At 65.2% G+C, this 13452-nt stretch carries 9 protein-coding genes; 5 read left to right on the forward strand and 4 right to left on the reverse strand.

Translation table 11 applies throughout. The annotated features are described in order from the left end of the window. Positions 1-88 precede the first annotated feature (88 nt). From B4394_RS13490 to B4394_RS13500, 3 genes are read right to left on the reverse strand one after another with little or no spacing between them, the layout of a single operon-like run. Positions 89-1228 carry a PDR/VanB family oxidoreductase gene (locus B4394_RS13490; protein WP_078315307.1) on the reverse strand — a complete coding sequence of 380 codons (1140 nt, stop codon included), beginning with the start codon at positions 1226-1228 and terminating at the stop codon, positions 89-91. Further along, the gene (locus B4394_RS13495) at positions 1228-2145 is read right to left on the reverse strand and encodes a metal-dependent hydrolase (RefSeq protein ID WP_078311419.1); all 918 of its coding nucleotides are present in this window, start codon (positions 2143-2145) and stop codon (positions 1228-1230) included. The genes B4394_RS13490 and B4394_RS13495 overlap by 1 nt, the downstream gene beginning before the upstream one ends. Positions 2146-2154: 9 nt before the next feature. Next, positions 2155-2991 (reverse strand): SDR family NAD(P)-dependent oxidoreductase, encoded by an 837-nt coding sequence (locus tag B4394_RS13500; protein ID WP_078311418.1) that lies wholly within the window; start codon positions 2989-2991, stop codon positions 2155-2157. A 449-nt stretch (positions 2992-3440) separates the two neighbouring features. Here B4394_RS13500 and gltB point away from each other — a divergent pair, with 449 nt between their 5' ends. Then, the gene (gene gltB, locus B4394_RS13510) at positions 3441-8033 is read left to right on the forward strand and encodes a glutamate synthase large subunit (RefSeq protein ID WP_078315308.1); all 4593 of its coding nucleotides are present in this window, start codon (positions 3441-3443) and stop codon (positions 8031-8033) included. Then, a complete protein-coding gene (locus tag B4394_RS13515) occupies positions 8026-9492 on the forward strand; it encodes a glutamate synthase subunit beta (RefSeq protein WP_078311415.1) in 1467 nt (488 codons plus the stop codon). Before gltB ends, B4394_RS13515 begins: the two co-directional genes overlap by 8 nt. A gap of 430 nt (positions 9493-9922) precedes the next feature. Here B4394_RS13515 and map read toward each other — a convergent pair whose 3' ends face one another. Continuing rightward, complete coding sequence (gene map / locus B4394_RS13520; protein ID WP_078315309.1) at positions 9923-10690, reverse strand: type I methionyl aminopeptidase; 768 nt, start codon at positions 10688-10690, stop codon at positions 9923-9925. Between the two features lie 74 nt (positions 10691-10764). Here map and B4394_RS13525 point away from each other — a divergent pair, with 74 nt between their 5' ends. From B4394_RS13525 to B4394_RS13535, 3 genes are read left to right on the forward strand one after another with little or no spacing between them, the layout of a single operon-like run. Next, a complete protein-coding gene (locus tag B4394_RS13525; protein WP_078311413.1) occupies positions 10765-11031 on the forward strand; it encodes a helix-turn-helix domain-containing protein in 267 nt (88 codons plus the stop codon). Between the two features lie 25 nt (positions 11032-11056). Beyond that, complete coding sequence (locus B4394_RS13530; RefSeq protein ID WP_078315310.1) at positions 11057-12391, forward strand: glycosyltransferase 87 family protein; 1335 nt, start codon at positions 11057-11059, stop codon at positions 12389-12391. A gap of 10 nt (positions 12392-12401) precedes the next feature. Continuing rightward, positions 12402-13412 (forward strand): PHP domain-containing protein, encoded by a 1011-nt coding sequence (locus tag B4394_RS13535; RefSeq protein ID WP_078315311.1) that lies wholly within the window; start codon positions 12402-12404, stop codon positions 13410-13412. The last annotated feature ends 40 nt before the right edge of the window (positions 13413-13452 follow it).

Raw genomic sequence — 13452 nt, forward strand, 5'->3', positions numbered from 1 at the left:
CCGACACGGAGGCGTTCCGCCCAGACCGAGGTTATGGCGTATAGGTCTCGCACACATTCGCCACAACCTCGGTCTCGGTGCAGAGGTGTTACTCGGCGGGCAGGTCCAGCACCAGACGACCCTCACCGCGGGACACGCAGGTCAGGATCTGCCCCTCGTCACGCTGGGATTCGGTCAGGATCTGGTCCCGATGATCGACGGTGCCCGCGAGCACGTTCACCCGGCAGGTGCCGCAGAAACCCTGCTGGCATGAATACGCCACATGCGGCAGCTGTTTCTTGATGACGTCCAACGCCGTGCGATCGGCGGGCACCTCGAGCACCGGCCCGCCGGGGCCCAGCTGCACCTCGAACGGATGACCGTCCACCACAGGTGCGGCGGCAAATCGCTCGAAATGCAGCTCCACCGAGGGCATTTCGAGCAGGCGTCGCTGCAGGACGGCAAGCATCGGAGCGGGACCACAGCAGTACACCGCGTCGTTCTCGCCCACCTCGGGCAGCAGGTCGTCGGCGGTGGGCAGGCCTGACTGATCGTCGGTTCGCACGATCACGCGATCGCCGAATCGCTTGAGCTCGTTGAGGAACGGGAGCGAATCGCGGTTCCGGCCGGTGTACACCATGGTCCATGGCTTACCCAGCTGCTCGGCGAAGGCGATCATCGACAAGATTGGCGTGATGCCGATGCCGCCGGCTACGAAGTGCAGCTTGCGCGGCCCGGGCTGGGTCATGGCCAGCGGGAACGCATTGCGTGGTCCCAAGATGGATACCGTCGACCCGACGTTCAATACGTCGTGCACCTCGATGGAGCCACCGCCGCCTTCGGGGATACGACGCACGGCGATGCGGTAGTGGAAGGGATCCGAGACGTCACCGCACAGCGAGTACTGCCGCATCCTGCCCGAAGGCAGCAGCAGGTCCAGGTGGGCACCGGGATGCCAGGGTGGGAGTCGCTCCCCGTCGGGCGCGGCCAGGACAAGGCTGGCCACGTCCTGGTCCTTGGCCTCGATCCAGCGGTCCTTCACGACCAGCGTCAGCGTCCGGTCGACGTGATTCTCGGGTGGCTTCTTGAGAATCAGCAGGGCGCCGATGGCCCGGACCGCGATCGGGAACAGCGCGGTGCCGAGCGCGATGGTGGGTGAAACCGGCAGAGTGCCGTACAGCGTGGGCGGCAGCGAGGGCCGCTTGCGCTGGGGGGTGGGCTGCGGCGTGCGGCGAAAGCGATCGAACATCAGTAGCCGGCCGCGGCCTTCGCGGCGGGTGACGTACTCAGGTATGCCACCGCCTGTGCCGTGCTGCCCACCTGGTCGGGGGAGAAGCCCGGACGCATGAACTCCATCGCCGACTTGGCCAGCTCACGCCACCGCAGGAACGCTCCCCGCTTCATGGCCTTGTTCATCTGCCGCAGCACACCGAAGACGCCGTAGTTGGGCAGCGACGGGTCCTGCCGCACCAAGAACTTGGTGTAACGCAGCATCACTCCGACGAGCAGCAGGGTGGCCAGCACGAAGGTCAGCATCATGTGCCCGCGACGGATCTGGAAGTACCGGGCGACGTCGTATGCGACGCTGCGGTGCTCGACCTCCTCGGCGCCGTGCCAGCGGAACAGGTCCACCATCTCCGCGTCGGCATTGAACTTCTCGAAGGGGTGGTTCAGCACCCAGTCGCCCAGCACGGCGGTGAAGTGTTCGATACCCGCGATGAGGGCCAGCTTCTCCACCATCACCCGGTAGCGGAGCTTCTCGCTGCGCAGCTCGTTGGTGCGCTCCAGCATGTGGGTGATGTATTCGATCTGGGTGATCGCGGGCGCGACGTTGATGCCGTTCTTCTCCAGGAAGTCGCCCAGCACCTTGCTGTGGGTCTCGGCGTGCACGGCCTCCTGACCCATGAATCCGATCATCGCTTCCCGGATCTTGTCGTCCTTCACGTACGGCAGCGCACGGGTGAAGGTGTCTACGAAGGCCCGTTCCCCTTCCGGCAGAAGCAGATTGAAGGCAGAAATGAAGTGCGAGACGATGGGCTCATTGGGAATCCAGTGCAGCGGGGTGTGGCTCGTGTCGAACTGGACATTGCGCGGCCGCAGTACGACCTCGCCGGGCTCGGTCGGTACGACGTGCAGGCCAGTGGCCTCAGTTGTATTGCGCGCCATGATGTCCTCCTATTTGTTGAGCTTGTTGCCAAGGTTGCCCCAGAAGAACCGGTTCAGCGCTGGGGCCAGGCGGCTGAGGTGGTACTGCACATGTGCTTCCGGGGTTACCGGGACGACCGACTTGCCCTTGGTGACGGCGTTGACGATCTCCCTGGCGACCTTCTCGGGGCCGTATCCGCGCTTGGCGTACAGCCCAGCGCCCTGCCGCTGACGATGCGCTTCGTCTTCGGACGACAGGCCCGAAAACTGCGTGGTACGAATGATGTTCGTGTTGACGATGCCCGGGCAGATGGTGCTCACCTTGACCTTGTCGCGGCCGAGCTCGCCACGCAGCACGTCGGAGAACATGAACACAGCCGCCTTGCTGGTTGCGTAGGCGCCCATCTCGGGGATCGGCGTGTACGCGGCGGCACTGGAGATGTTGACGATATGGCCGCTCTTGCGCTCGGCCATCCGTGGCCCGAAGGCGCGGCAGCCGTAGACGACTCCGCCCAAGTTGATGTTGAGCACTCGCTGGAAGTCCGCGGACGGGGTGTCGAAGAATCGGCCGGCCTGGCCGATGCCGGCATTGTTGATCAGGACATCCGGCACGCCGTGGGCACTGCACACCTCGTCGGCGAAGGCGGTGACGGCGCTCTCGTCGGCGACGTCCAGGGCGTAGGGGTAGGCGGTGCCGCCCAGCTTTTCGACGAGCCCGACCGTCTCATTGGCGGTGTCGAGGTTGATATCGGCGACGACGACGCGGGCGCTCTGGCGGGCAAAGGCCAGTGCCGTTTCGCGGCCGATGCCGCTTCCGCCACCGGTCACCACCACCAGGCTGTTGCGCTGGGCACTGCCGGATGTCATGCATCCTCCGAATCCTGCGCACCACTGCGCTTACGTGATGGAGGAGATTGTAAATCACTGCGGGTGCACAGAAAAAGGCGTGATGTTCAATACGGGGTTCACCAGCGTTTGTCGTGGAAACGGGCGTTGACCTACGCGTTGAGAGAATGACGCTGCGAGGTGTCGCGCCATCTAACCACCCGAGTTGGCGTCTACCGGGGTTCCTGACATATCGTTTTGATTACTTGTCGCGTCGGGGCACGAGATCCGCTGGTCAAAGGTGTCCGGTGGGTGCCTCATCGTCACCGCGAGCACACCCAGCAGACGGCCGAGAAGGACGCTACGGACAAGGGCCAACGGGCCTTCGTCACCACCCCTGGTGAAGGTCTGTGAGGCACCTTCGAGGAGGGCATTGACGGGCGCATCCAAGTGATGCGCTTGGCTAGGCCCTGGAGACGAGACGAGCAGCCATGCCACACCCCGCGACCGGGCTCTATAACCCGGCCTACGAGCACGATGCGTGCGGTGTCGCCATGGTCGTGGATATGCACGGCCGGCGCAGCCGCGACATCGTGGACAAGGCCATCACCGCACTGCTGAACTTGGAGCACCGTGGTGCCGCGGGAGCCGAGCCGAACAGCGGTGACGGCGCCGGAATCATGCTGCAGATCCCGGACAAGTTCTTCCGTGCCGTTGTGGAGTTCGAGTTGCCCGCCGAGGGCAGCTATGCCTCCGGAATCGCCTTTCTGCCCCAGGGGTCCAAGGACGCCGCCGCCGCGTGCGAAGCCGTCGAGAAGATCGTCGAGGCAGAAGGTTTGACCGTTCTGGGTTGGCGTGAGGTTCCTCACGACGACTCATCGCTGGGTGCCCTCGCCCGCGACGCCATGCCGACCTTCCGGCAGCTGTTCATCTCTGGTGCCTCGGGCATCGATCTGGAACGGCGCGTCTACGTGGTGCGCAAGCGCATCGAGCACGAGCTGGGTAACCAGGGTTCCGGCCGGGGCAGCCTCGGTGAGGAAACCGTCTATTTCCCAAGCCTTTCCGGTCGCACCTTTGTGTACAAGGGCATGCTGACCACGCCGCAGCTGCGGGCGTTCTACCTCGATCTACAGGACGAGCGGGTCGAGAGCGCACTGGGCATCGTGCACTCGCGGTTCTCCACCAACACCTTCCCATCCTGGCCGCTCGCCCATCCCTACCGCCGGGTGGCACACAACGGTGAGATCAACACTGTCGCAGGCAACGAGAACTGGATGCGGGCCCGCGAGGCGCTCATCAAGACCGACGTTTTCGGTGATCCCGCTCAGCTCGACAAGATCTTCCCTATCTGTACGCGCGGTGCCTCGGACACGGCGCGGTTCGACGAGGCACTGGAGCTGCTGCACCTGGGTGGCCGCCCCTTGCACCATGCGGTGCTGATGATGATTCCCGAGGCGTGGGAACGGCATGAGTCCATGGACCCGCAGCGGCGCGCCTTCTACGAGTACCACGCCTCTCTCATGGAGCCCTGGGACGGGCCGGCCTCGGTCTGCTTTACCGACGGCACCATCGTGGGCGCCGTGCTCGATCGCAACGGCTTACGGCCGGGCCGTGTTTGGGTGACCACCGACGGACTCGTCGTGATGGCCTCCGAGGCGGGCGTGCTCGATCTGGACCCGTCCACCGTGGTGCAGCGCACCCGCCTGCAGCCCGGCCGCATGTTCCTGGTGGACACCACCCAGGGCCGCATCGTCTCTGATGAAGAGGTCAAGGCGGAGCTCGCCGCGGCAGAGCCGTACCAGCAGTGGATCGATGAAGGTCTGGTGCGCATGGAGCAGCTGCCTGACCGGCCGCACCAGCACATGCCGCACGACCGGATCGTGTTGCGCCAGCAGGTATTTGGATACACCTACGAGGAGATCAACCTCCTGGTCGCGCCGATGGCCCGCACGGGTGCCGAGGCCCTCGGGTCGATGGGCACCGACACCCCGATCGCGGTGCTGTCCAACCGTTCCCGGATGTTGTTCGACTACTTCCAGCAGCTTTTCGCGCAGGTCACCAACCCGCCACTGGATGCCATTCGTGAGGAGGTCGTCACCAGTCTCGGCGGTGTGATCGGCCCCGAGGGCGATCTGCTGCACCCGACCGCTGAGTCGTGCCACCAGATCCTGCTGCCGCAGCCGGTGCTGCACAACGACGAGCTGGACAAGCTCATCCACCTTGATCCGCTGGATCAGGTCAACGGTCGGCCGCATGGATTCTCCAGCCGCGTGATCCGCTGCCTGTACCCCGTCGCCGAAGGGGGCGCCGGGTTGCGGACCGCGCTCGAGTCGGTGCGTGCGGAGGTTTCCGCCGCCATCGCCGACGGCGCACAGGTCATCATCCTGTCCGACCGCGAGTCGGACGACCAGATGGCGCCCATCCCTTCGCTTTTGGCTGTTGCGGCGGTGCACCACCACCTCGTGCGTGAACGGTCCCGCACCAAGGTCGGGCTCGTCGTCGAGGCCGGGGACGCCCGCGAGGTCCACCATGTGGCGGCGCTGGTCGGTTTCGGTGCGGCTGCCGTCAACCCCTACATGGCTTTCGAGTCCATCGAGGACCTGATAGACCGCGGCATGATCTCGGGTGTGGAGCGCGACAAGGCGATCCGCAACTACATCAAGGCCGCGGGCAAGGGCGTGCTCAAGGTCATGTCCAAGATGGGCATCTCCACACTGGCCTCCTACACGGGTGCCCAGCTGTTCCAGGCCATCGGCCTGTCGCAGGAGCTTCTGAACGAATACTTCATCGGACTGTCTTGCCCCACAGGCGGTATTGGCCTGGACGAGATCGCTGCCGATGTCGCCTCGCGCCACCACCTGGCCTTCCTGGAGCGCCCCGAAGAATGGGCGCACCGGGAACTGGAGGTCGGCGGCGAGTATCAGTGGCGCCGCGAGGGTGAGTACCACCTGTTCAACCCCGACACCGTTTTCAAGCTGCAGCACTCCACCCGGACCGGCCAGTACTCGGTGTTCAAGGAGTACACCGCTCTGGTCGACGACCAGAGCGAGCGGATGGCCTCCCTGCGCGGTCTGCTGAAGTTCAAGACCCCCGAAGACAGCGGGCGTCCGTCGATTTCCATCGACGAGGTGGAGCCCGCCAGCGAGATCGTCAAGCGCTTCTCGACTGGTGCGATGAGCTTCGGCTCGATCTCCGCCGAGGCACACGAGACCCTGGCAATCGCCATGAATCGCTTGGGCGGCCGGTCGAACTCCGGCGAGGGCGGCGAGGATCCGCGACGGTTCACCCCCGACGAGAACGGCGACTGGCGGCGCAGTGCGGTCAAGCAGGTGGCCTCCGGCCGGTTCGGTGTCACCTCGCACTACCTGAGCAACTGCACCGATATCCAGATCAAGATGGCGCAGGGCGCCAAGCCAGGTGAGGGCGGTCAGCTGCCCGCGCACAAGGTGTACCCGTGGGTTGCCGAGGTGCGGCACTCGACACCTGGCGTGGGACTCATCTCCCCGCCGCCGCACCACGACATCTACTCGATCGAAGATCTGGCGCAGCTGATCCACGACCTGAAGAACTCCAACCCGCAGGCGCGTATCCACGTGAAGCTGGTGTCGGAGAACGGTGTGGGCACTGTCGCCACGGGCGTTTCGAAGGCCCACGCCGACGTGGTGCTCATCTCCGGACATGACGGCGGAACGGGCGCCACCCCGCTGACCTCCATGAAACATGCCGGTGCGCCATGGGAGCTGGGGCTGGCCGAGACACAGCAGACGCTGTTGCTCAACGGTCTGCGTGATCGCATCGTCGTGCAGGTCGATGGTCAGCTCAAGACCGGCCGCGACGTCATGATCGCGATGCTGCTCGGCGGCGAAGAATTCGGTTTCGCGACGGCTCCCCTGGTGGTCTCGGGCTGCATCATGATGCGTGTCTGCCACCTGGACACCTGCCCGGTGGGTGTGGCCACCCAGAATCCGGTGCTGCGCGAGCGGTTCAACGGCAAGCCGGAGTTCGTGGAGAACTTCTTCCTGTTCATCGCCGAGGAAGTTCGGGAGTTGATGGCAGAGCTCGGTTTCCGCACCGTCAACGAGGCAGTGGGCCAGGTCGCCGCGCTGGACACCGAAAAGGCGATAGCGCACTGGAAGGCCAGCAAGATCGACCTGACTCCGGTGCTGACGGAGCCGGAATCGGCATTCATGAACCAGGACCTGTACTGCAGCGGTTCGCAGGACCACGGCCTGGAGAAGGCGCTGGACCAGCAGCTGATCGTGATGAGCCGGGAGGCGCTCGATCGCGGTACTCCGGTGAAGTTCGAGACGCTGATCACCAACGTCAACCGGACCGTGGGCACCATGCTTGGTCACGAGGTCACCAAGGTCTACGGCGGCGAGGGCCTCCCGGACGACACCATCGACATCACCTTCACCGGCTCGGCGGGTAACAGCTTCGGCGCGTTCGTCCCGCGAGGCATCACGCTGCGGTTGTTCGGCGATGCCAACGACTACGTGGGCAAGGGCCTGTCCGGAGGACACATCGCGGTGCGGCCCTCGCGAGAGGCACCGGCCGACTTCGAGGCCGAGAAGAACATCATCGGCGGAAACGTCATCTTGTTCGGCGCCACCAGCGGCGAGGCCTTCCTCAACGGACTGGTGGGGGAGCGGTTCGCGGTGCGTAACTCGGGTGCGTCCGCTGTCGTCGAGGGTGTAGGCGATCACGGGTGTGAGTACATGACCGGTGGCACCGTGGTGGTGCTCGGCCCGACGGGGCGTAACTTCGCCGCGGGTATGTCGGGTGGTGTGGCGTACGTGTACGACCCGGCCAAGCAGCTGGTGGACAACCTCAACGATGAGATGGTCGATGTGGATGCGTTGGACCCTGACGATGAGCAGGTGCTGCGCAGTCTGATCGAAAAGCATGTGGCGGCGACCGACTCTACTGTCGGACAACGCATTCTGGCCGACTGGAGCGGCCAGAGCGACTCCTTCGTCAAGGTGATGCCCCGCGACTACCGTCGCGTGCTCGAGGCTATCGCCGACGCGGAGCTGACCGGAGGCGATGTGAACGAAGCGATCATGGCGGCAGCTCGTGGGTGACCCAAGCGGCTTTCTGACCCACACCACCCGCGAACTGCCGAAGCGGCGTCCTGTGCCGTTACGGTTGCTCGACTGGAAAGAGGTCTACGAAGACTTCGAGCACAAGGCCCTGCAGACACAGGCGTCGCGCTGCATGGACTGCGGGATCCCGTTCTGCCACAAGGGCTGCCCGCTGGGCAACTTGATTCCCGAGTGGAACGACATGGTGTACCGCGGGAACTGGCGTGAGGCCATCGAGCGGCTGCACGCCACCAACAACTTCCCCGAGTTCACCGGCCGGCTCTGCCCCGCGCCGTGTGAGGCATCGTGCGTGCTGGGCATCAACCAGGATCCGGTGACCATCAAGCAGGTCGAGGTCGAGCTGATTGACAACGCCTTCGAGAACGACTGGGTCAGGCCCATTCCGTCCGAGGTGAAGACCGGCAAGAAGGTTGCCGTCGTCGGCTCGGGTCCGGCCGGACTGGCCGCTGCCCAGCAGCTCACCCGCGCCGGGCACGATGTCACCGTGTACGAGCGGGCCGACCGCATCGGCGGTCTGCTGCGATATGGCATTCCCGAGTTCAAGATGGAAAAGCGTCACATCGACCGGCGCCTGGACCAGATGCGGGCCGAGGGCACGGTTTTCGAGGCCGGCGTGAACGTCGGAGTTGATGTGACAGCGGAGGACCTCCGCTCGAACTTCGATGCGGTAGTCCTCGCGGGCGGGGCGACTGCCTGGCGCGACCTGCCAGTTCCGGGCCGTGAGCTCGAGGGCATCTACCAGGCCATGGAATACCTGCCGTGGGCCAACAAGGTGCAACTGGGCGATGACGTGCTGGACGAGAACGGCCAGCCCCCCATCACCGCAAAGGGTAAGCGCGTCATCATCATTGGCGGCGGCGATACCGGGGCTGACTGCCTGGGCACCGCCCACCGGCAGGGTGCGGCGAGCATCCAGCAGTTCGAGATCATGCCCAGACCGCCGGAGATCCGGTCCGAGCGCGACCCGTGGCCCACCTACCCGACGCTGTTCCGGGTGGCCTCGGCCCACGAAGAGGGCGGCGAGCGAATCTACGCCGTCAACACCGAGCGGTTCCTTGGCGAAGACGGCAAGGTGACCGGTCTGCGTGCCCATGAGGTTGTCTTCAACGCCGGCAAGTTCGAGAAGGTCGAGGGCTCGGACTTCGAGCTCGAGGCGGACATCGTCTTCCTCGCCATGGGATTCGTGGGGCCGGAGAAGCCTGGCCTGCTGGAGAGCCTGGGAGTGGAACTCACCGAGCGTGGCAACGTGGCGCGCGATGGCGCGTACGCGACGTCCGTTGACGGCGTGTTCGTGGCGGGTGACATGGGCCGTGGCCAGTCGCTGATTGTGTGGGCGATTGCCGAAGGGCGCTCCGCGGCCGCCGCGGTGGACACCTACCTGACCGGTGAGACGGCGCTGCCCGCGCCGATCAAGCCGACCGCCGCGCCGCAGCGCTGACACTCGGGGCTGTTGCCAGGCCCGACAGCATCGGTAGCTCCGGAAAGTTTCACTCCGTGTCGGCCGACATGTTTGCCTCACCCCGGTGAGGCACGTGATCTAGGCCCGGATTTGCGTTATGCTACTGACCGGTTCTGAAAGCTTGCCGACGCAGGAGATGTTCTCGTGCCCAACACGCCCGTTACGAAGACATGGGTTGGCCGAATTGCCTGGTCACTGCTCCGTCATCCCATGAAAAGCCACAGTTTCCCCGCGAAGAACGAGCGGCTCATCACTCCCGAAGAGGCCATGCGCTTCAGCCACTGAGCGTTGCTCACGGCGATAGTGCAGCGTGTCGGATCGCGGACACGCCCGTCGTTCCAGATCGTTATAGACCTGTAACCAGTCCGGGTGGGGACGGTAGCGGATGATGCGCCGTAGTCGGTCTCGTCTAGTCCCGTAACGTCAGTACCTGCGGCCCGTCCTCGGTGATAGCGATGGTGTGCTCGGAATGCGCGCCCCGAGAGCCGTCCGCCATGCGGAGAGTCCACCCATCCGGATCTACGGTGAGCCGATGGGTTCCGCGCCCGAACCACGGCTCCAACGCCAGTGTGAGGCCGGGTTCCAGCTTCAACCCCCGTCCCGCCGTCCCCTTGTTCGGGACATGGGGATCTTCGTGCATGGTGCGGCCCAGGCCGTGTCCGCCGAAGTCTGTGTTGATTCGGTACTTGGCGCCCTCGGCCACGGTGGCCACCGCCGCCGAGATGTCGCCCAGCCGGTTGCCCGGTTGAGCAGCCGCGATGGCCGCATCCAGGGCGGCGCGGGTGGTGTCGATGAGCCGCACATCCTCGGGGTCTGCGGTGCCGACGACGACGCTCACCGCGGAGTCGGCCACCCAGCCGTCGATGCTCACCGCAAAGTCCATGCTCAGCAGATCGCCATCAGCCAGCACGTAATCATGCGGAAGCCCGTGCAGCACTGCGTCATTCACCGACAGGCAGATGACATTGCGAAACGGTCCGCGCCCGAAGGAGGGGGAGTAGTCCCAGTAGCAGGACACCGCGCCGCGTGTGGCGACCATGTCGCGGGCGCGGTGCTCCAGGTCGAGCAGATTGACGCCGGGCGCCGCGATCGCCGACAGTTCGGAGAGCACCGAGGCCACGAACCCGCCGGTCACCCGCATGCGCGCGATCTCCGCAGGCGATTTCAACTCGATCACGCGTACCTCCTGGTGGTATTTAAATACCACCTTAGGGCTTTTGGTATTTAAATACCAAGACTAGAGTCGGCGGCATGGTTCGTCAGCCGCTCACCGCAGAGCAACTCGCCGCGGGTAAGCGTCTGGGTGGGTTGCTGCGCGCTGCGCGCGGTGACCGCCCCCTCGACGATGTCGCTCGCGCGTCGGGAATCTCCCCGGAGACCCTGCGCAAGATTGAGACCGGACGGCTCCCGACGCCCGCATTTGGTGCCGTCGTACAGCTGGCCGCAACGCTGCGTCTCGACCTCAACGACGTCGCGGCCTCGTGGCAGGACGAGGCCACGATCGGCGCCGCGTCCTAACCGCCGCGGCCGTAAAATCGGCCGGATGCACAGGTGGGGTGGGGAGATGCGGCTGCCACGTGGTGCCGTTCTGGGTGCGTTGGCGGTGGCTGTCCTGGCCATGGTGGTACACAACCGCCTCGTCCCCTTCGACACGCGATTTTTTGGGCTGACCGAAAACGGCTACGACCTGGATACCTACCGTGCCGCGGTGCGCGGGCTCTGGGATGGCAAGAGGCTGTACCAGGCCCCGGCGCTGAACCAGGCCTGGTTCGTCTACCCGCCCTTCGCAACGCTGGTTCTGGCGCCGCTTGCCTGGGCCTCATTGGACGTCGCGAAGTGGCTGCTGCTTGCGTTGTCCATCTGCGCGTTGGCGGTGATCGCATGGCGCATCCTGCGTCTGGCCGGCGTGCGCGCGGACATCCGGCTCGCCGCGATGAGTGCCGCGCTCGCGGCCATCGTCATCGATGTCGAGCCGGTGCAGGCCACCCTCTGGTGGGGACAGATCAACGTCCTGCTCATGGCGGTGGTGCTGCTGGATCTGGTGCGACCGAATCAGGGGCGGTGGCAGGGGATCGGCCTCGGTCTTGCCGCCGGTATCAAGCTCACCCCGCTGATTTTTCTGCCCTACCTGCTGCTCACCCGGCAATGGCGCGCCTCCGTGACCGCGACGGCCACCTTCGCCGCCACCGTGGCGCTGACCTGGCCACTGTTGCCGCGCGACAGCGCATGGTTTTGGAGTCATGTAGGCGATACCGCGCACATCAGCCGGATTGACCACCTGGCGAACCAGTCGATCAACGGATTCCTGGCCCGGTACTTCTTCCCGCACGCGCGCCCGGAGTGGTTGTGGATTGTGTTGAGCCTCTTGGTACTTGCTGCCGGTATGGCCGTCGCGGTGTGGGCGCACCGCAGGGGAGAACGGCTCTTGGCGGTGGTGTTGGTGGGACTTACCGGTTGCGCGGTGTCACCGTTCAGCTGGGCCGCGCACTGGGTGTGGTTCGCCCCCGCGATCATTTGGCTCGTCGCGAAGGCATGCACCACCGGGCGGCCCTGGTCCAGCGGCTGGGCCTGGCGTGCGGCGGGTCTGTTCGCCATGGTCTTCATGTGGACCCTGCACCGGTCAGGTCGCGGGCACACCACGATCTACTTCAGCGGGGTGTATTGGAACTTCCTTGACCTGCGACCGTTCTGGATAGGCCAGCTGATGAGCGGCTGGTATCCATTGGCGTTCTTGTGCTTCATGATCGGCGCCGTCAGCTGGCTGCGGCTGAGCGCGCCGACAGAGTTTGACGAACTGGACGAGCTGGCCATGCTGTCGGCGGAGATTGAGGACTATCCGCCAGATAATCGTGATGAGGAGCTGGCGATACGCGCCTAGAGTCCTGGACATGGACCCCGTCGCAGCCCTGCGTGAGATCGCCTACTACAAGGAACTCGCTCGCGAGGAGTCGCGCCGCGTCATGGCCTACCGGAAGGCCGCCGACGTTATCGCCGCGCTCAGTCCCGAAGAGCGGGAGAGCCATGGCGCCAGCAAGACCTGGAAGAGCCTGACGGGCCTGGGGCCCAAGACGGCGACCGTCGCCGCCGAGGCCTGGGCCGGCAAGGTGCCCGGCACTCTCGAACAGCTGCGCGCCAACGCTAAGAGCACCGGCGGTGGCAGTATGCGCGCCGCACTCAAGGGGGACCTGCATCTGCATTCGAACTGGTCGGACGGCTCGGTGCCCATCGAAGAAATGATGAGCGCCGCCAAGGCGCTTGGCCACGAATACTGCGCGCTCACTGACCATTCGCCCCGCTTGCGCGTTGCCAATGGTTTGTCAGCTGAGCGGTTGCGCGCCCAGCTGAAGGTCATCGATGGACTGCGGGAGCAGGTGGCGCCCATGCGAATCCTCACCGGTATTGAGGTCGACATCCTGGACGACGGCGCGCTGGATCAGGACCCCGAGCTTCTCGACCAACTCGACATCGTTGTGGCGAGTGTGCATTCCAAGCTTGCGATGGACTCTGCCGCGATGACCCGGCGCATGATCGCCGCCGTCACCAATCCGCGTGTCGACGTGCTGGGCCACTGTACGGGTCGGCTGGTGGAGGGTGAGCGGGGTACCCGAGGCGAATCGAGATTTGATGCGGCAGAGGTCTTCCGGGCGTGCCGCGACTCGGACACCGCCGTCGAGATCAACTCTCGCCCGGAGCGCCGCGATCCGCCGCGACGCCTGCTCGACCTCGCGCTGAACATCGGGTGCGACTTCTCCATCGACACCGACGCGCACGCACCGGGGCAGCTGGAATTCTCCGGATACGGCTGCGAGCGCGCGCTGGAGGCAGGCGTTCCGGAGGAACGAGTGATCAACACGTGGCCCGCTGAGCAGCTGTTGGCCAGGACCACAAAGGGCGGCTGACCGCCTATTGACACTTTGAACACATTCGCGCAAAGTGTTC

Source organism: Mycobacterium sp. D16Q16 (assembly GCF_002013745.1).
In the GTDB taxonomy this organism is placed as follows: domain Bacteria; phylum Actinomycetota; class Actinomycetes; order Mycobacteriales; family Mycobacteriaceae; genus Mycobacterium.